We start from the raw sequence: 20,013 nt of genomic DNA on the forward strand, positions 1-20,013 counted from the left end.
CGCTGGAGCCTCTTCATGAGCCAGTCCAAACAAGTGAGCATCCTAGATTCTCGCATTCTCGTGCCGGCCATCGCCGCCGCATTCAAAAAGCTCAACCCGCGCACGCTTGCGCGCAATCCGGTCATGTTCGTTGTTGCGACGGTGTCAGTGCTGACCACGGTGCTGTTCATCCGCGATCTCATCACGGGCGGTGCCAATCTGGGCTTCTCCTTCCAGATCAATCTCTGGCTTTGGTTCACCGTGCTGTTTGCCAATTTCGCCGAAGCCGTCGCCGAAGGGCGCGGCAAGGCGCAGGCGGATTCGCTGCGCCGGACCCGCACAGAAACCCAGGCGAAACTGCTCACCGGCGATGACCGTAGCCAATACAGTATGGTGGCGGGCACCAGCCTGAAGATGAACGATGTCGTTCTTGTAGAGGCAGGCGATATCATCCCTTCCGATGGTGAGGTCATCGAAGGTGTTGCTTCGGTAAACGAGGCGGCGATAACAGGCGAATCCGCCCCGGTCATCCGCGAATCCGGTGGCGACCGCTCTGCCGTGACCGGCGGCACGCAGGTGCTGTCGGACTGGATAAGGGTACGCATCACCGCTGCTGCCGGCTCCACCTTCCTCGACCGGATGATTTCCCTGGTCGAAGGTGCTGAACGCCAGAAAACGCCGAACGAGATTGCGCTCAACATTCTGCTCGCAGGCATGACACTGATTTTCGTTCTGGCCACCGCGACCATACCGAGTTTCGCGGCCTATGCCGGCGGTTCGATCCCGATCATCGTGCTGGTGGCGCTGTTCGTCACGCTCATCCCCACCACCATCGGCGCGCTTCTGTCGGCCATCGGCATCGCCGGCATGGACAGGCTGGTGCGTTTCAACGTGCTTGCCATGTCCGGCCGCGCCGTCGAGGCTGCTGGCGACGTGGACACGCTGTTGCTCGATAAGACCGGCACGATCACGCTCGGGAACCGGCAGGCGACCGAGTTCCGCCCCGTCGCCGGCGTTTCCGAGCAGGAACTGGCCGATGCGGCCCAGCTTGCGTCCCTTGCTGACGAAACACCTGAAGGTCGCTCCATTGTGGTTCTGGCGAAGGAGAAATATGGCATCCGTGCCCGTGACATGCAGAAGCTGCATGCCAATTTCGTCCCCTTCACCGCCCAGACCCGCATGAGCGGTGTCGATTTCGAAGGCTCCTCCATTCGCAAGGGGGCGGTCGACGCCGTTCTTTCCTATGTTGACGGCGGCGCTTCGCAACAGGGCAATGTGGCGCTTGCCGTCAAAACCGAAACGGATGCCATGCGCGGCATAAGGACAATTGCCGAAGAAATTGCCAAGACCGGGGGCACGCCGCTCGCCGTTGTTCGGGATGGCAAGCTTCTCGGCGTCGTGCAGTTGAAGGATATCGTCAAGGGCGGCATTCGCGAGCGTTTTGCGGAGCTTCGCCGCATGGGCATCCGCACTGTCATGATCACCGGCGACAATCCGATGACCGCCGCCGCAATTGCTGCGGAAGCGGGTGTCGATGATTTCCTCGCCCAGGCGACACCGGAAAACAAGCTGGAGCTTATCCGCGAGGAGCAGGCGAAGGGCAAGCTCGTCGCCATGTGCGGTGACGGCACCAATGATGCTCCCGCGCTGGCGCAGGCCGATGTCGGCGTTGCCATGAACACCGGTACCGTGGCCGCCCGCGAGGCGGGCAACATGGTCGATCTCGACAGCGATCCGACCAAGCTCATCGAGATCGTCGAAATCGGCAAGCAGTTGCTGATGACGCGCGGTGCACTGACCACCTTCTCGATTGCCAACGACATCGCCAAATATTTTGCCATCATTCCGGCAATGTTCCTGGCGCTCTATCCGCAGCTTGGCGTCCTGAATGTCATGGGACTTTCGACGCCGCAGAGCGCCATCCTCTCGGCCATCATATTCAACGCGCTTATCATCATCGCGCTGATCCCGCTCTCGCTGAAGGGCGTCAAATATCGCCCGATCGGTGCAGGTGCGCTGCTATCGCGCAATCTGGTCATCTATGGCTTCGGCGGCATCATCGTTCCATTTATCGGCATCAAGGCCATCGACGTCGCCATCACGGCGCTCGGTCTCGCCTGAGGAGTAAAGACAATGTTTAGACAGCTTCGTCCCGCACTGGTGCTGATCCTCGCCACGACGGCCATCACCGGCCTTGCCTATCCGCTCGGCATGACGGGCCTGGCGCAGGCGCTTTTTCCCGCGCAGGCCAATGGCAGCCTGATCGAAAAAAATGGCACGGTGGTCGGATCGCAATTGATCGGGCAGGCCTTCACTGGCGAGACTTATTTTCATGGCCGTCCTTCCGCCGCCGGCGATGGCTATAATGCGGCTTCGTCCTCCGGCTCCAATCTCGGGCCGACGAGCGCCAAGCTTATCGACCGGGTGAAACAGGATTACGAGGCCGCGAGAGCTGAAAATCCGGCCTCGTCGGTGCCGGCCGATCTGGTGACGGCCTCGGGCAGCGGCCTCGATCCGCATGTTTCGCCGGAAGCCGCCTATTTCCAGGTTCCGCGTGTCGCCAAAGCGAGGGGCATGGATGAAGCGGCATTGCGCGCCATCGTTGAGCGTCACGTCGAAGCTCCGGAACTCGGCTTCATGGGCGAGCCCGTTGTAAACGTTCTTGCGCTCAACATGGCTCTTGACGCGGCCGGCTCATGAATTGAAATGGCTATGGCTTGTTCGCAAGCCATAGCCTCGACCACTGGTGGTTAAATGCCTGACGATATCAGCAACATGCCCGGCCGGCCGTCGCCCGATGCGCTTCTGGAAAACGCCAGGCGCGAGGCGCGGGGCCGGTTGAAGATTTTTTTGGGCGCCGCACCCGGTGTCGGCAAGACCTATGAAATGTTGATGTCGGGCCGGGCGAAGCTTGCGGATGGCGTCGACACCATTATCGGCGTCGTGGAAACGCATGGCCGCAGGGAGACCGAGGCATTGGTCGAGGGGCTGGAGGTCGTCCCTCGCAAACGTATCGATTATCGCGGCCAGATGCTGGAGGAGATGGATATCGACGCGATCCTCGCGCGTCGCCCCGACCTGGTTCTGGTCGATGAACTTGCTCACACCAATGCTGCAGGCAGCCGCCACCCCAAGCGTTATATGGATGTTCAGGAAATCCTCGCGCAGGGCATTGATGTCTACACAACGCTGAACATCCAGCATGTCGAAAGCCTGAATGATGTGGTGGCGCAGATCACCCGCATCCGTGTCCGTGAAACCGTGCCCGACAGCATCATCGACCGGGCCGATGATGTCGAAATCATCGATATTACGCCTGACGACCTCATCAAGCGGCTGCAGGATGGCAAGGTTTACCTGCCCCGTACGGCACGGCGCGCCATCGAGAATTATTTTTCGCGCGGTAACCTGACTGCATTGCGCGAGCTGGCGCTCCGGCGCACCGCGCAGCGGGTGGATGAGCAATTGCTCAATCACATGCAATCCCATGCCATCTCTGGCCCCTGGGCGGCCGGAGACAGGGTTCTGGTCTGTCTTGATCATGGCGGCAACGGCCCCGGTCTTGTGCGTTATGCCCGAAGGCAGGCGGACCGGCTGCGCGCACCATGGACCGCACTGCATCTCGACACGCCGCGTTCGCAGCAATTGTCGGAGGCGGAGAAGGACCGGCTGGCTGGCACCATGCGGCTTGCCCAGCAGCTTGGCGGCGAGACGGTAACCCTGCCGGCGCTTGACCTGACGCGGGAGATCATCTCCTACGCCAATACAAACAATTTCACCCACATCATCATCGGTCGCCCGCGAAAATCCTGGTGGCAGCGAATTTTTCAGCGCTCGTTGACGCATGATCTGATCGACCATGCCGGCGATATCAGTGTGCACGTCATTTCCGGCGACAAGAATGAAGAGAAGCCGGCGCAATCCGTGAAGGCCGCACCGTCCCGCTCGCGTTGGTCGATAGGCTCCTATCTCAACAGCACGCTGTTCGTAGCGCTCGCCATCGTTGTCGGCATCGTGCTTGACCGGACGCTCGACGTTCAGAATCTGGCGCTCGTTTTTCTCATGGCCGTGCTGGCGGCCGCTGTTCGCGGAGGACTTGGACCTGCGTTATATGCCTCGCTGCTTGGCGCCGTCGCATTCAATTTTTTCTTTCTGGAACCACGATACACGCTGACGGTCAGCGCGCCGGACAGCGTTCTGGCGTTGCTTTTTTATCTCGGAGTGGCGCTTGTTGCCTCCAACCTCACGGTTGCGGTGCAACGGCAGGCGGCCTCGGCGCGGGTAAGGGCGCGCACGACGGAAGATCTCTACCTGTTTTCCAAAAAGCTTGCCGGAACGGCCACGCTGGATGATGTGTTGTGGGCTACCGCTTACCAGATGGCTTCGATGTTGAAGGTGAGGGTGGTGCTGCTTCTGCCTGAGAATAACGCCATCGCCGTCAAGGCCGGTTATCCGCCCGATGACACGCTGGTGGATGCCGATATCGCGGCCGCGCAATGGGCATGGGAACACGACAAGGCGGCTGGTCGCGGCGCAGACACATTGCCGGGCGCCCGGCGGCTTTATCTGCCGCTCCGCACCGGCAGCGGTGCCGTCGGCGTCGTCGGGTTGGATGATGACCGAAGCGGGCCGCTTTTGACACCTGAACAACAGCGCCTGTTTGATGCGCTGGCCGACCAGGCTGCACTCGCGATCGAACGTATCCAGCTTGCCTCGGATGTCGACAAGGCAAGGCTGGCCGCGGAAACCGACCGACTGCGCACAGCACTCCTCACCTCCATTTCCCACGACCTCAAAACCCCGCTCGCGGCTATTCTGGGTTCGGCCGGAACGCTGAAGGACTTTGCCGAGGACATTCCGCCCGATGCGCGCGCCGATCTGCTTTCGACGATCGTTGAGGAATCCGAACGGCTGAACCGCTTCATCTCCAATCTTCTCGATATGACGCGAATCGGATCGGGTGCAATGGAGCCGAATTACGGGCTGCATTTCCTTGGCGACATGGTCGGGACAGCGCTTTCGCGTGCCGCGAAAATCATTGTGCGGCATGAGGTTGTCCTGGATATTCCGCCTGATCTGCCGATGCTTAGGGTCGACCCCGTGCTATTCGAACAGGTCCTGTTCAACCTCATAGACAACGCGGCCAAATATGCTCCCGAACACACGGTCATCGAACTTCGTGGCTGGCAGCAGGGAAGGCACGTCTTCCTGTCCGTGGCCGATGAGGGGCCGGGCTTTCCTCCCGAAGATGCGGAGCGGGTGTTCGACAGCTTCTACCGGGTGCGCAAGACCGATCAGGTGCAGGCGGGAACCGGACTGGGGCTATCCATCTGCAAGGGTTTCATCGAGGCCATGGGTGGTTCGATTCGTGCGGAGAACAGGCAGGGTCGGGGAGGTGCGCAATTCACGGTAACTTTGCCCGTTCCCGCCAACGCGCCTGTGCTAAATCATGAAAAGGGCGCCGCCTGAGCCGAAATGGCGACCCCGCTCCCACTACGCCGCCAAAGGAGAGCCTGGAATGACCAATTCCGCCGTTAACATTCTGATCGTAGACGATGAACCGCCGATCCGCAAGCTTTTGCGGGTGGGGTTGTCGACGCAGGATTATACGGTAAGCGAGGCGATGAATGCGAAGGTGGCGATGGAGCTGGTCGAGCAGGACAAGCCCGATCTCGTCATTCTCGATCTTGGCCTCCCGGATATGTCGGGACACGATCTTCTGGCGAAATGGCGCAGCGAGGGGGTGGCGTTGCCGGTCATCATCCTGTCCAGCCGAACCGATGAAGCAGGTATCGTCAAGGCACTCGAACTGGGAGCCGACGACTACATTACAAAGCCCTTCGGCATGAACGAACTCGTCGCCCGCATCCGTGTCGCGCTGCGCCACCGGCTCCAGAGCCAGGGTGAAAGGCCTGTCTTTCAGACCGGCGATCTTTCGGTCGATCTTGTCCGGCGTATCGTCAGGGTGGAGGACCGGGAGGTGAAGCTCTCCCCGAAGGAATACGATATTCTGCGGGTGCTGGTTCAGCACGCAGGCAAGGTGCTGACGCACCGCTTCCTGCTGGAGCACGTATGGGATGAACTGACCGACGTGCAATATTTGCGGGTCTATGTGCGCCAATTGCGCCAGAAGATCGAAAAAATCCCCGATCAGCCCCGTTACATCCTGACAGAAACCGGGGTGGGTTACCGGTTACAGGAGGTTTGAGGGCGCCGCAAGGCAACGCCCTCCGATATCTCAGACGGCAGCGCAGATGGACAGGAATTCATCTACATCGGCCTCGGTCGTCGCAAAGCTGGTGACCATGCGGATCAGTACTTCGTCCTTGCCGACTTTTTCCGGCATGTCGCGCGGTTCCAGCCAGTCATAGAACCTTGCGCCTTTTTCCGTCGCTGCTTGCGCGGCTGCCTTTGGCAAAATGGCGAAAACTTCGTTGGCCTGGGTCGGCCAGGCGAGGCGCGCGCTGTTCAGCGAGCCGAAGCCCGCACGCAGCCGGTTGGCCATGGCATTGGCATGGCTGGCGAGACCGAGCCAAAGATCATCCTGCAGATAGGCTTCAAACTGCGCTGCTATGAAACGTGACTTCGAAAACAGTTGCGCTGTGCGTTTGCGCAGGAACGAGAAATCCCGAGCGAGCGAAGGATCGAAGAAAACGATCGCTTCCGCGCACCAGCAGCCATTTTTCGTGCCGCCGAAAGACAGCACGTCAACGCCGCGTTTCCAGGTCATTTCAGCCGGCGTGGTGTCAAGGGCCGCCAGCGCATTGGCAAAACGCGCGCCGTCCATATGCAGCGGCAGGCCGTTTTCCTTGGCGATTTTGGAGATGGCTTCAATTTCGTCGAGTGTGTAGACGGTGCCGGCTTCGGTCGCCTGCGTCATGGTGATGGCGGCGGCACGGCCGTGGTGAACGGCATCCTGCGGATAGCGGGCAATGCGCTCGATCAGGTTTTCCGGCAGCATCTTGCCGTTCGGCCCTTCGACTGCGACCATGCGCATGCCGGAAAAGAAATCCGGCGCGCCGCATTCGTCCTCGATCACATGGGCTTCCGAATGGCAGAAGGTGAGGCCGCCGGCGCGCGCGATGCTGGCCAGCGAAAGCGAATTGGCCGCCGTGCCGGTGGCGACGAAAAACACCGCAACCTCGCGCTCGAATATCTCGTTGAAGCGCTTTTCGATGGAGAGATCGAGTTCGCTGGTGCCATAGGCGGAGGCAAACCGAGTGGATTCCCGCGAAAGCCGTTCATTGACGGCCGGATGGGCGCCAGCCCAATTGTCTGAAGCAAAAAACATCTCTGAAGGCTTTCCGATAGCTGGGGTTCTGATTGGGGAATGCATGGAACGACGACTGGCAAAGTTCTAGGACCTAACTCCTCGATTGGCAAATCCGGCAATGAAAGCAATGGGGAGGCGGGATTTGCGACAGAAAGTTTCGCGCAATAGGTCAGTATCGAAACTTCGCTATAAAACGACGGTCTCACTAATTGGATTCGCGCCCTTGCCAATTCCGCCGGTTTCTGCCAAAATCCTCGGGAATTGAGACAGTCTTACTGTCCTAAATTTGATCCAGCCGGCTAGAATGCGGATTTTGCCAAAGGGCGAAATTTGCGTCGCGCCGGACCTTCGCATGAAACCGTGCAAGTAATTTGCAGGAGGGACAAAAATGACGAACAAGCCGCAGGCGGACATCGCCGCCGCAACCCTGACCACTGACTGTCCCACCGCGGCTGCGGCTGCACCCGTTTCTGCGAAAGCGCGTTTCGCGGGCGGCTTGCCGGAAAGGCAGGGTCTTTACGATCCCGCCAATGAACATGATGCCTGCGGCGTCGGCTTTGTCGCCCATATGAAAGGCGTCAAGTCGCACCAGATCGTCAAGGACGGCCTGTTCATCCTTGAAAACCTGACCCATCGTGGCGCCGTCGGCGCAGATCCGCTGATGGGCGATGGTGCGGGCATTCTCGTGCAGATTCCCGACCGCTTCTTCCGCGAGGAAATGGCCGCGCAGGGCGTGACATTGCCGAAGGCTGGCGAATACGCCGTCGGTCATATCTTCATGCCGCGCGATCCCTCCCGCATCGAGCACTACAAGAAGGTCATCGTCGACGTTATCGGCGAAGAGGGCCAGCAGTTCCTTGGCTTCCGTGATGTCCCGGTCGACAACTCCTCGCTTTCCAAGGCGCCGGATATCGCAGCGACCGAGCCGCACCATGTGCAGGTCTTCATCGGCGCCGGCCGCGATGCCGCGAGCAATGCCGATTTCGAGCGCAAGCTGTTCCTCATCCGCAAGGTTCTCTCCAACCGCATCTATGACGAAGGCGGCGGCAAGGAAACACAGGATTTCTATCCCGTTTCCCTTTCTTCCTCGACCATCGTCTATAAGGGCATGTTCCTCGCCTATCAGGTGGGCGCATATTACAAGGACCTTTCGGACCCGCGTTTCGAATCGGCTGTCGCGCTCGTGCATCAGCGTTTCTCCACCAACACCTTCCCGTCGTGGAAGCTGGCGCACCCCTATCGCATGGTCGCCCATAACGGCGAAATCAACACGCTGCGCGGTAATGTCAACTGGATGGCGGCGCGTCAGGCTTCGGTTTCGTCCGCGCTGTTCGGTGACGACATCTCCAAGCTCTGGCCGATTTCCTATGAAGGCCAGTCGGACACGGCCTGTTTCGACAACGCGCTCGAGTTCCTCGTCCGCGGCGGTTATTCCATGGCCCATGCCGTGATGATGCTGATCCCGGAAGCCTGGGCCGGTAACCAGTCCATGTCTGCCGAACGCAAGGCATTCTACGAATATCACGCAGCCCTTATGGAGCCGTGGGACGGTCCCGCCGCCGTTGCCTTCACCGACGGCAAGCAGATTGGCGCGACGCTCGACCGCAACGGCCTGCGCCCGGCCCGTTACCTCGTCACTGATGACGACCGCATCATAATGGCTTCCGAGGCCGGCACGCTGCCGGTGCCGGAAGAGCGCATCGTCAAGAAGTGGCGTCTGCAGCCCGGCAAGATGCTGCTGATCGACATGGAAAAGGGCGCGATCATTTCCGACGAGGAAGTGAAGCACGAGCTTGCCGCGAAGCATCCCTATCGCAGCTGGCTTGATCGCACGCAGCTCATCCTTGAAGAGCTGAAGCCTGTCGAACCACGCGCGCTGCGCCGCGACGTGTCGCTGCTCGACCGGCAGCAGGCCTTCGGTTACACCAGCGAAGACACCAAGCTCCTGATGTCGCCGATGGCGACGACGGGCCAGGAAGCCATCGGCTCCATGGGCACGGATACGCCGATTTCGGCCATGTCCGACAAGTCGAAGCTGCTCTACACCTATTTCAAGCAGAATTTCGCGCAGGTCACGAACCCGCCGATCGATCCGATCCGCGAAGAGCTCGTCATGAGCCTCGTGTCGTTCATCGGCCCGCGTCCGAATATTCTCGACCACGAAGGTGCTGCCCGCGCCAAGCGTCTGGAAGTGCGCCAGCCGATCCTGACCAATGGCGATCTGGAGAAGATTCGTTCCATCGGTCACACGGAAGACCGTTTCGACACCAAGACGCTCGACTTCACCTATGATGTGGAGCGCGGTGCCGAAGGCATGCCCGAAATGCTCGACCGCCTCTGCGAGCGGGCCGAATCCGCCGTCCGCGGCGGTTACAACATCATCGTTCTGTCCGACCGCCAGCTTGGCCCGGATCGCATCGCGATCCCCGCACTTCTGGCGACAGCCGCCGTGCACCACCACCTGATCCGCAAGGGCCTGCGTACCTCGGTCGGTCTCGTCGTCGAAACCGGTGAGCCGCGCGAAATCCACCATTTCTGCCTTCTGGCCGGCTATGGTGCGGAGGCGATCAACCCATACCTCGCTTTCGATACCCTGCTCGACATGCACAAGCACGGCGCCTTCCCGAAGGAAGTGTCTGATGATGAAGTCGTTTATCGCTACATCAAGGCGGTGGGTAAGGGCATCCTCAAGGTCATGTCCAAGATGGGCATCTCCACCTACCAGTCCTATTGCGGCGCGCAGATTTTCGACGCCATCGGCCTGTCTTCGGAATTCGTCGAGAAATATTTCTTCGGCACCGCTACCTCCATCGAAGGTGTCGGCCTGACGGAAATCGCCGAAGAAACCGTGGCGCGCCACACAGCGGCCTTTGGCAAGGACCCGATCCTTGCCAACACGCTCGATATCGGCGGCGAATACGCCTATCGCATGCGCGGCGAAAGCCATGCCTGGACGCCGGACGCCGTCGCCTCGCTGCAACACGCCGTGCGTGGCAACAGCCAGGATCGCTACCGCGAATTCGCCGGCATGGTGAACGAAACGGCGCTGCGCATGAACACCATTCGCGGCCTGTTCAAGGTCAAGTCGGCGGAAGCACTCGGTCGCAAACCGGTCTCCATCGATGAGGTCGAACCGGCAGCCGATATCGTCAAGCGTTTCTCGACCGGGGCGATGTCCTTCGGCTCAATCAGCCGCGAGGCGCATACGACGCTCGCGATTGCCATGAACCGCATCGGCGGCAAGTCCAACACGGGTGAGGGCGGGGAAGAATCCGACCGCTACATGCCGCTGTTGAACGGCCAGCCGAACCCGGAACGCTCCGCCATCAAGCAGATCGCGTCCGGTCGCTTCGGTGTGACGACGGAATACCTTGTCAATGCCGACATGCTGCAGATCAAGGTGGCGCAGGGCGCAAAGCCCGGCGAGGGCGGCCAGCTGCCCGGCCACAAGGTGGATGCGACGGTTGCAAAGACCCGTCACTCCACCCCGGGCGTCGGCCTCATTTCGCCGCCGCCGCATCATGATATCTATTCCATCGAAGATTTGGCGCAGCTGATCTACGACCTGAAAAACGTCAATCCGGAAGCCGATGTGTCGGTGAAGCTGGTGTCGGAAGTCGGCGTCGGAACGGTTGCGGCCGGTGTAGCCAAGGCCCGCGCAGACCATATCACCGTCGCCGGTTTTGATGGCGGCACGGGCGCGTCACCACTGACGTCGCTCAAGCACGCGGGTTCGCCCTGGGAAATCGGCCTTGCCGAAACCCAGCAGACGCTTGTGCTGAACGGTCTCCGCTCGCGCGTTGCCCTGCAGGTGGATGGCGGTCTGAAGACCGGCCGCGACGTCATCATCGGCGCGCTGCTCGGTGCGGATGAATTCGGCTTCGCCACCGCGCCGCTGATTGCGGCCGGCTGTATCATGATGCGCAAGTGCCATCTCAACACCTGCCCTGTCGGCGTTGCCACGCAGGACCCGGTTCTGCGCAAGCGCTTCAAGGGCACGCCGGAACATGTCATCAACTACTTCTTCTTCGTGGCCGAAGAAGTGCGCGAAATCCTTGCCTCGCTTGGCGTGACCAGGCTGGACGAGATCATCGGCGCTTCCGAACTGCTCGAGAAGGATGAGATGCTGGCGCATTGGAAGGCGAAGGGTCTGGATTTCAGCCGCATCTTCCATAAGGTCGAGGCACCCAAGGAAGCGACGTTCTGGACCGAACGCCAGAAGCATCCGATCGATGACATTCTCGACCGCAAGCTGATCGAAAAGTCGCTGCCGTCGCTGGAAAACCGCGAACCCGTGGTCTTCGAAGTGCCGATCAGAAACGTTGACCGCTCCGCCGGTGCGATGCTCTCCGGCGCGCTCGCCAAGCGCTGGGGCCATAAGGGTCTGAAGGATGACACGATCCATGTGACGCTGCGCGGCACGGCGGGCCAGTCCTTCGGTGCGTTCCTCGCTCGAGGCATCACCTTCGATCTGGTGGGTGACGGTAACGACTATGTCGGCAAGGGTCTTTCGGGTGGCCGCATCATTGTGCGCCCGCCGGAAAACGCCCGTATCGTCGCGGAAAACTCGATCATCGTCGGCAACACCGTGCTGTACGGCGCCATAACCGGCGAGTGCTATTTCCGTGGCGTGGCTGGCGAGCGTTTCGCGGTGCGTAACTCCGGCGCGGTTGCGGTTGTTGAAGGTGTCGGCGACCACGGTTGCGAATATATGACTGGCGGCATCGTGGTCGTTCTTGGCGAGACCGGCCGCAACTTTGCGGCCGGCATGTCCGGCGGCGTGGCTTATGTTCTCGACGAGAAGGGCGATTTCGCCACGCGTTGCAACATGGCCATGGTTGAGCTGGAGCCGGTTCCGGAAGAAGACGACATGCTGGAAAAGCTGCACCATCACGGCGGCGACCTCATGCACAAGGGACGTGTCGACGTTTCCGAAGACATGACGCGCCATGACGAGGAGCGCCTTTACCAGCTGATCTCCAACCACTTCCATTACACGAACTCGTCGCGTGCCAAGGATATACTCGATCGCTGGAGCGAGTTCCGTCCAAAGTTCCGCAAGGTCATGCCGGTTGAATACCGTCGTGCGCTTGAGGAAATGGAGCGCATGCGCATGGGCGTGGCGGCGGAGTAATCCGTCGCGTGAGGACACTACACCACCTGATCTCGCTGATAACAGCGGTCGCCATTCGTGGCGACCACTTGGACGGGCGGCGAGACCGGATTTGAGTTCATCGTGCTGGGGCGGCTTTGGGTTTCGCCACCTGGTACTGGGGCCCGACAGGCGCTCCGCTTTGATGTGAGGACATAAACGTGGGCAAGGTTACAGGTTTTCTGGAGATCGACCGGCAGGTGGGCAAGTATCAGCCCGCATCGGATCGTATCCGCCACTTCCGCGAATTCACCATTCCGATGTCGGATGCCGAGGTGCAGAAGCAGGCGGCGCGCTGCATGGATTGCGGCATTCCCTATTGCCACGGCCCGACAGGCTGTCCCGTGCACAACCAGATCCCCGACTGGAACGATCTGGTCTACAATAATAACTGGGAGGAGGCGATCCGCAACCTCCATTCCACCAACAACTTCCCGGAATTCACCGGTCGCGTCTGTCCCGCCCCTTGCGAGGAGGCCTGCACGCTGAATCTTGAGGATGCGCCGGTCGCGATCAAGACCGTCGAACAGGCTATTGCCGACAAAGCCTATGAGTTGGGCTTCATCGTGCCGAAGCCGGCGACGATCCACACCGGCAAGAAGGTCGCCATCATCGGTTCCGGTCCTTCGGGCATGGCGGCGGCGCAACAGCTTGGCCGTGCCGGCCACGAGGTTCACGTCTATGAGCGCGAATCCAAGCCCGGCGGCCTGCTGCGTTACGGCATCCCCGATTTCAAGATGGAAAAGAACTTCATCGACCGCCGTGTCGAGCAGATCAAGGGTGAAGGCGTCACCTTCCATTGTGGCGTCAATGTCGGCGTCGATGTGACGGTGGAGGCGCTTCTCGCCGACCACGATGCCGTGCTTTATTGCGGCGGCTCGGAAACCCCGCGCCCGGCCGGCATCGGCGGTGCGGATCTGCATGGCGTTTATGATGCCATGCCCTATCTAGTGCAGCAGAACCGGCGCGTCGGTCGTGAAAACATTGACAGCGTTGGCTGGCCGGCCGATCCGATCCTCGCGGGCGGCAAGCATGTCGTCGTTGTGGGCGGTGGCGATACTGCATCCGACTGCGTTGGCACGGCGTTCCGCCAGGGTGCTGTTAAAGTCACCCAGCTCGACATACGCCCGATGCCGCCGGAAAAGGAAGACAAGCTGGCGGTTTGGCCTTTCTGGGCAACCAAAATGCGCACCTCGTCTTCGCAGGCCGAAGGCGCCATCCGCGAGTTCCAGGTGGCGACCCTCGAATTCGTTGGCGAAGACGGCGTGCTGACAGGTGTGAAGTGCTGCCAGGTGGATGACCGACGCAAGCCCATTGCCGGCACGGAGTTCATCATCAAGGCCGATCTCGCCTTCATCGCCATCGGCTTTTCCGGTCCCTTCACGGACAGCGTTCTGAAGGAAATGGACGGCAAGCTGACACTCAACACGGACCGCCGTGGCTCCACAAATGTCGTCGCCAACGAGACGGATTACAGGACCTCTGTCGACAAACTCTGGGCGGCGGGCGATGTGCGCCGTGGCCAGTCGCTGGTGGTCTGGGCGATCCGCGAAGGCCGTCAGGCGGCGCGTGCTATCGATGAAGCGCTGATGGGCGCGACCGTTCTTCCGCGCTAAGCCGGCAAATGGATAAAAATGGAAAGGCCTGTCGCACCCGCAACAGGCCTTTTTTTGATGTCAGAAAACGAGCGCTCCTTTTTCAGCAATAGGGAAGCGTAATCCGGAAGCAGGCCCCACCGCTGGATGAATCCCCGATAGTAACATCTCCGCCGTGATACCGCACGATTTCCTGCACGAGATTAAGCCCGAGGCCCGTGCCCCGGTCTCTAGGTTGCAGGCGATGAAAGGCATCAAAGACGAGTTCCCGCTCCTTTTCAGGAATGCCGTTGCCTTCGTCGGCGATCTCTATCACCCGATTGGCCGCCACTGTCATCGTTATGGTTCCGCGGTTGCCGCCGTGTTCTATGGCGTTTTGCACGATATTCATCAGGGCTCGCCGCAGGGAAGGGTCGTCCGCAAGTGCAAGGATCGGTTCTTCCTCCGGTTCAAATGAGAGCTCATAACCCTGCGAGATGGCAAGCGGTGCCATATCGGCAACAACCGATCTGCAGAGATTGACCAGATCGAGCGGCACCAATGGCGCCTTCTGGCCGCCGAGACGCTGCAGATCGAGCAATTGTTCGGCCAGCACGCCGATACGGTTGGCATCCGCCAAAATCCGGCTGCGTGCGGGCCCTTCCAGCAGAGTTTCGACACGCGTCTGTAGAATGGCGACCGGCGTGCGCAATTCGTGCGCGGCGTCGAGAATGAAGCGCTTGTGCCGTTCATAGCCATCGTCCAGGCGCTTGAGTGCACCATTGACGGCGTGCACCAGCGGCTGCACTTCCCGTGGAATATCATTGTCGGGCAAGCGATATCCGCGTCTGTCGATATCGATCGCTTCCGCGGTTTTGGCAATCGTCGAGAGTGCCCGAAATTCCCTGCGGATGATCAAGGGAATTGCTATCGTGGTCGCAATGGAGATGAGGACGAGGACCGGGAAAATCATGATGTTGGAAAACAGCAGAACAGGGAGCGTCATGCTGAAAAGATCGCCTTTTCCGACCATCACGAACTCTCCGGCTGGCCCGGATGCACGGCGAACAACAGCAAGGTAAAGAACGGCAAAATAGGAGTAGGACATCCCGGCTTCGCGAATGTTCGAAATCTTGATGTCGTTTAACTCCTTCTCCATGTTGCTGTAGGCCTCGGGCACAGGGCCACCCTGGATGAGCTCATCCTTGTCGCTCAGCGCAACAAACCAGAAATCGGGCATTTTTTCCCGGAGTTTGGTATATTCGGCCGTCTCTTTCAGCGTAAGCTTCCCATCCGTATCGCGGATCAAAGCGTTTGCAGTTATCTGCGCCGCCTCCGAGCTAAGAAGAGCGCTGCCGACGCCGTCGCTCAACAGATAGGCAAAGAATGCGACGCTGACGATCAACAGACTGCCGATCTGGAAGAGGAGCAGTTGAATGGTCAATCGCCGCTTCAGTGACTTTCTCTTTGACAATCTCATCCCGTCGCCCTCAAAAGATATCCCACGCCGCGAATGCCATGCACCTCCACGGCGGCGTCCGCGGCCTGCAATTTGCGCCGCAAGCGGGAAATGTGGGAATCGAGCGCATTGGACTGGATTTCATCGTCAAAGTTATAGACGGCCTCTTCGAGCAGCGAGCGCAGCACTGTTCTGCCCTGTCGTCGCAGCAAGGCTTCGAGAATCAGCAACTCCCGTCTCGTCAGCGGAAGAAACGCGCCGTTGATACGCACTTCGCGCGTCTCGAAACAAAACTCCAGCCTGCCGAGTTTCGCCGTCATCGCCACGGTTCCGGCGGGTCGGCGCATCAGGGCGCGAATGCGGGCAAGTAGCTCCTCGACAGCGAAAGGCTTGGCCATATAGTCATCTGCACCGAGGTTCAGGCCCTTCACCCGATCCACGAGCCCGCCCTGGGCCGTCAACACTATGACGGGTGGGGTGACTGGCAGCAGACGCAGATTTTCTATCAGTTCGATGCCGTCACCATCGGGCAGTTGCCGGTCCAGCACAACGAGATCGTGGACACCATCCATGATGGCGTGTCGAGCGAGATCCAGTGTTCCGACCGTATCCACGATAATATCGAACCGATGGAGCGCGGCAGACAGGGCCGCTGCCATCTCACGTTCGTCTTCAACAAGCAGCAGGCGCATGAATTCGTCTCGGCATTGTCGGCACGCTTAGGGTGAAGCGTACACATGGAGTCAAAAACGACGGTGCCGTTGACGCTCATGGCAAGCGACGCGTCGCCGTCGAATACATTCGCCGTGCGAAATCGGTGGAGCGGCGGAGGTTTGTGACCGATCTCCGCATTCCTGCAAAGCTGCAGCTATCCTGTCATCGTGGGATTGCCTGAACATTACGCCGACCGACTGGGCGGCAGACGGCGGGCAAGCTTCTATTGCTTTGCCTGTGTGGTATCGGGCGTCATCCGATAGTCATCGATGCGGCCTGCCGGCGCATCGGCCATTTCGCCACGCTTGGTCAGCCTTTCACGCGGGGATTCCACGACGGAGACGCGTGTTGGTGCGGCCGAAAGAGGGACATCCCCGAGCAGTTTGTCGCCGCCATCGAGAGCAGGATCGGTAAGGCTGATCGGCTGGGTGCGCACCTGTCCCGCATCGATGCCAAGTGCCGGCAGGGAGGTGAGTGCCGGCAGATTGCTGCCGTCCAGTTTCACAAGGTCCGGTCCGGCGCCGTCGAGGTGCCGGCGGACGAATTTCTCGACGTAAAAGGCAAGCTTGCGCTTTCCGGCCTGCGTCATGCCGATACCGTCGGCCTCACGCAGGCGGGCCTGCTGACCGTTCATGTCGTAACCGGTGATGACGAATTTGCCGGCTTCGTCGACAAAACCGTCCCAGACATCCACGAACTCGCCGCCGAATTTTTCCACATGGCTGCGGTAAAGCCGGTTGAACCCAACGAGATCCGCAGAAAGCGAGGGAGACTGGAAGGCGGGCAGACCCACCCATAATAGCGGCACTTTCGGGCGGCCGGCGAGGGTGAGAAGCTCATCGATCCGCCTCTCATATTCCTTGAGCCAGACCTCCGTGCCGAATTTTTCCTTGATATCGCCGATCTGCATCTGCTGGCGATCGTTCGAGCCCATCATGATGACGATGGTGGCGGGGTTGGTCTCGCTTATGAATTGCGGCAGGTTTTTGAACCAGTCGTAATAATCGGTGCGCACCAGGCCGGAAGAGCCATTGGCACGCACATCGACCGCAATTGCCGGCGAGCTGGCAAAGGCATTGACCAGCTCTTCCCCCATTCCGCCGGCGAGGAAATCACCGATAACAAGGACGCGCCTGGCATTTTCAAGCTTGGCGGCAGGCTCCGGCTTAGCGGTTCGCATCTGCACCACCGAAGGCGCTTTCCTTGCTGGTTGCGGGCGGGTAACCGATCTTTCACGCGGCGCGGATGGGAAATCGCGCCGGTTGCGGGGCTGGTATTCGCGGCCTGATCCGCCATCGCGGCCCACCGGCCTGCCGAACAGCATTTCAAACAGGGTGCGCCGCTGTTCCTGTGCCAAGCTCTCGGAGGGTACGAGCGGCATGGCAAGAACAGCGGAAAGAAGGACAGCGCAGAAACGCCAGCCGGTTCTTCCAGTTTTTTCCGCAGGTTTCGTACTCATGACATCGGCCCTTCCGGATATTTCGGCGGCGTTTCGTAACTGCCGCCGAACTCGCCGGCACATTATCAGTTGCGGAGGGCTCTCAGCAACCGCTGCGACGGCTGGCCGTCCGCGTCCATCCCCATGCGTGACTGGATGGCACTGATGGCGGCCTTGGAACCGGAGCCGAAGTTGCCGTCGACTTCACCGTCATAATAGCCGAGTTCCTTCATGCGGGTCTGAAGTTCGAATTTTTCGCGAATATCCAGCGTACCGTCCGGACGCGGCCACTTCTGCTGCATGCCGCCGTAACCGGCGATTTCATCCGCGAGCAGTCCGACGGCGAGCGCATAGCTGTCGGAGGCGTTGTATTTCTTGATGGTGAAGAAGTTCTTCATCATCAGGAAGCCCGGGCCGTTTGCCCCACCCTGCAGTTTCAGCATCGCGCGGTCGGAACCACGGGTGAAATTCTTGCCGTTGGGGCGGGTGAAGCCAAGCTTTGCCCATTCCGCGATGGTCTTCGTCTGGCCTTCATACCGCGCGCCGCCACGCGGAACGGCGGTTTCGTAACCCCATGTCCGGCCGGGCTCCCAGCCGTTTTTCGCGAGAAGATTGGCGGCAGTTGCGAGAGCGTCCGGGACGGAATGCCAGATGTCCCGTTTGCCATTGCCATCCGCATCTACCGCGTAAAGCAGGTAGCTTGTCGGGATGAACTGGGTATGGCCCATCGCGCCGGCCCAGGAGCCCGTCAGCTGTTTGGGGGTGACGTCACCCGCCTGAAGGATCCTGAGCGCGGCAATCAATTGCGTGCGCGCGAATTTGGCGCGCTTGGGATCGGAATAGGCGAGCGTTGCCAGCGCTTGCGGGATGTTGTGCAGACGCTCCGGCTTTTCGAGAACCGCGCCGTAATTCGATTCCATCGACCAGATGGCGAGAATGATGTGCTTGTCGACGTTGAAGTTGCGCTCGATCCAGTTGAGGGTCGTCGCGTGTTTCATCTTCATTTCGCGGCCAATCCGCACCGTGTACGGATTGACGCGGGAGTCGAGATAATCCCAGATTTGCGTTGTGAACTCCGGTTGGAAAGTGGCCTTGCGCAAAGCGTCGGGATCCGGCTCGCTAACGCCGGCAAAGGCTTTCTGATAGGTCGCCTTGCTAATGCCTTCTTTCGCGGCTGTTGCATAGAACTGGTTGATCCACTGACGGAATCCGGCATCGGCGCGGGCCGAAACCGGCGCCAGCGAGATTACCAGGCCAGCAGCCACCATGCAGCCGAATTTGCGGACATCTGAAAGGATCATCTTTGTCATCGTCTGTCTTTCGTTCTCTCGAATGTCATTTCGATTGCGAAAACGCATCGGGCGTCATCATGGATAACAAAAGAACGTCAACAAATTCTTTACCATTAATAGATGGTAGCGTCACCCTTTACAAAACGTTGTTGTTTTTGAAATAACAACAGCGTGCGGGGATTGTGATCAAGTGTTATCTCTCAGGAGGAATATGTGGTAGAACATAAGAAAATTCGGAAGGCCGTATTTCCCGTCGCAGGTCTCGGCACGCGCTTTCTGCCCGCAACCAAAGCAGTTCCAAAGGAAATGCTCACCGTCGTAGATAAGCCGGTTATTCAGTACGTCGTCGATGAAGCGGCAGAAGCGGGTATCGAGCATTTTGTATTTGTCACCGGCCGCGGCAAGGCGGTGATCGAAGATTATTTTGATATTCAATTTGAACTTGAACAGATGCTGCGCGAGCGCAACAAGAATGCCGAGCTGACACTGCTGGCTGGCCTTCTGCCCAAGGCAGGTACCGCAAGCTTCACGCGCCAGCAGGTGCCGCTCGGCCTGGGCCATGCGGTCTGGTGCGCCCGTGATATCGTCGGCGACGAGCCTTTCGCCGTGCTTTTGCCTGACATGATCATGCATTCACAGAAAAGCTGCCTGAAGGGCATGGTCGAACTTTACGACCAGACCCAGGGCAACGTCATCGCCGTGCAGGAATGCGCTCCCGACCAGACGCATAAATATGGTATCGTCGGTGTGGGCGAGACCGTGGGTGAGGGTTTCAAGATCACCGAAATGGTTGAAAAGCCTGCAAAGGGTACGGCGCCTTCGAATTTCTACATTAACGGTCGCTATATTCTTCAGCCCGAGATTTTCGATATTCTCGAAAATCAGGAGCGTGGCGCCGGTAATGAAATCCAGTTGACAGACGGCATGCTGACGCTTGCCAAGTCGCAGGAGTTTGCAGGCTATCATTTCCGCGGTCAGACCTTCGATTGCGGTGCCAAGGATGGCTTCATTCTGGCCAATGTCGCTTTCGCTCTCGAGCGCGGCGATATCCGTCCGGCAATCGAAGAGCCGATCAAGGCCCTGATCGACGGGCTGAAGTGAGAGACCAGAGAATAGATGACAAAATCCCGGC

At 59.7% G+C, this 20,013-nt stretch carries 12 protein-coding genes; 7 read left to right on the forward strand and 5 right to left on the reverse strand.

Annotated elements, in window-relative coordinates; genetic code table 11:
- Window positions 1–15 precede the first annotated feature (15 nt).
- Genes kdpB through FHW77_RS01030 form a run of 4 tightly spaced genes read left to right on the forward strand, consistent with a single transcriptional unit; the run spans window position 16 to window position 6,187 of the window.
- Complete coding sequence (kdpB, locus tag FHW77_RS01015) at window positions 16–2,100, forward strand: potassium-transporting ATPase subunit KdpB (RefSeq protein ID WP_100911233.1); 2,085 nt, start codon at window positions 16–18, stop codon at window positions 2,098–2,100.
- A gap of 12 nt (window positions 2,101–2,112) precedes the next feature.
- On the forward strand, window positions 2,113–2,679 hold the full coding sequence (gene kdpC / locus FHW77_RS01020) for a potassium-transporting ATPase subunit KdpC (protein ID WP_034497332.1): 567 nt from the start codon (window positions 2,113–2,115) through the stop codon (window positions 2,677–2,679).
- A gap of 54 nt (window positions 2,680–2,733) precedes the next feature.
- On the forward strand, window positions 2,734–5,448 hold the full coding sequence (locus tag FHW77_RS01025) for a DUF4118 domain-containing protein (RefSeq protein WP_111814625.1): 2,715 nt from the start codon (window positions 2,734–2,736) through the stop codon (window positions 5,446–5,448).
- A 49-nt stretch (window positions 5,449–5,497) separates the two neighbouring features.
- Window positions 5,498–6,187: a response regulator transcription factor gene (locus FHW77_RS01030; RefSeq protein ID WP_006697199.1), complete on the forward strand. Its 690-nt coding sequence runs from the start codon at window positions 5,498–5,500 to the stop codon at window positions 6,185–6,187.
- Between the two features lie 30 nt (window positions 6,188–6,217).
- On the opposite strand, the gene FHW77_RS01035 is transcribed toward FHW77_RS01030, so the two are convergent.
- Entirely contained in the window at window positions 6,218–7,270 is a 1,053-nt protein-coding gene (locus FHW77_RS01035) for a threonine aldolase family protein (protein WP_004445845.1), read from the reverse strand.
- 370 nt (window positions 7,271–7,640) lie between these two features.
- Here FHW77_RS01035 and gltB point away from each other — a divergent pair, with 370 nt between their 5' ends.
- Entirely contained in the window at window positions 7,641–12,386 is a 4,746-nt protein-coding gene (gltB, locus tag FHW77_RS01040) for a glutamate synthase large subunit (RefSeq protein ID WP_006697197.1), read from the forward strand.
- Window positions 12,387–12,565: 179 nt separating this feature from the next.
- Complete coding sequence (locus FHW77_RS01045; protein ID WP_004445843.1) at window positions 12,566–14,020, forward strand: glutamate synthase subunit beta; 1,455 nt, start codon at window positions 12,566–12,568, stop codon at window positions 14,018–14,020.
- 82 nt (window positions 14,021–14,102) lie between these two features.
- On the opposite strand, the gene FHW77_RS01050 is transcribed toward FHW77_RS01045, so the two are convergent.
- The 4 genes from FHW77_RS01050 to FHW77_RS01065 all read right to left on the reverse strand — a co-directional run bounded on the left by FHW77_RS01050 (window position 14,103) and on the right by FHW77_RS01065 (window position 18,899).
- A complete protein-coding gene (locus tag FHW77_RS01050) occupies window positions 14,103–15,458 on the reverse strand; it encodes a sensor histidine kinase (RefSeq protein WP_111814623.1) in 1,356 nt (451 codons plus the stop codon).
- The gene (locus FHW77_RS01055) at window positions 15,455–16,129 is read right to left on the reverse strand and encodes a response regulator transcription factor (protein WP_004445841.1); all 675 of its coding nucleotides are present in this window, start codon (window positions 16,127–16,129) and stop codon (window positions 15,455–15,457) included. The genes FHW77_RS01050 and FHW77_RS01055 overlap by 4 nt, the downstream gene beginning before the upstream one ends.
- Window positions 16,130–16,374: 245 nt before the next feature.
- On the reverse strand, window positions 16,375–17,610 hold the full coding sequence (locus FHW77_RS01060) for an SGNH/GDSL hydrolase family protein (RefSeq protein ID WP_004445840.1): 1,236 nt from the start codon (window positions 17,608–17,610) through the stop codon (window positions 16,375–16,377).
- Between the two features lie 65 nt (window positions 17,611–17,675).
- Window positions 17,676–18,899, reverse strand: a complete 1,224-nt coding sequence (locus tag FHW77_RS01065) for a lytic murein transglycosylase (RefSeq protein WP_004445839.1) — start codon at window positions 18,897–18,899, stop codon at window positions 17,676–17,678.
- Between the two features lie 195 nt (window positions 18,900–19,094).
- On the opposite strand from FHW77_RS01065, the gene galU reads away from it, so the two are divergent.
- Complete coding sequence (gene galU, locus FHW77_RS01070) at window positions 19,095–19,982, forward strand: UTP--glucose-1-phosphate uridylyltransferase GalU (RefSeq protein ID WP_004445838.1); 888 nt, start codon at window positions 19,095–19,097, stop codon at window positions 19,980–19,982.
- Window positions 19,983–20,013 lie beyond the last annotated feature (31 nt).

The sequence above is a fragment of the Agrobacterium sp. RC10-4-1 genome (assembly GCF_014138475.1).
In the GTDB taxonomy this organism is placed as follows: Bacteria; Pseudomonadota; Alphaproteobacteria; order Rhizobiales; family Rhizobiaceae; genus Agrobacterium; species Agrobacterium pusense.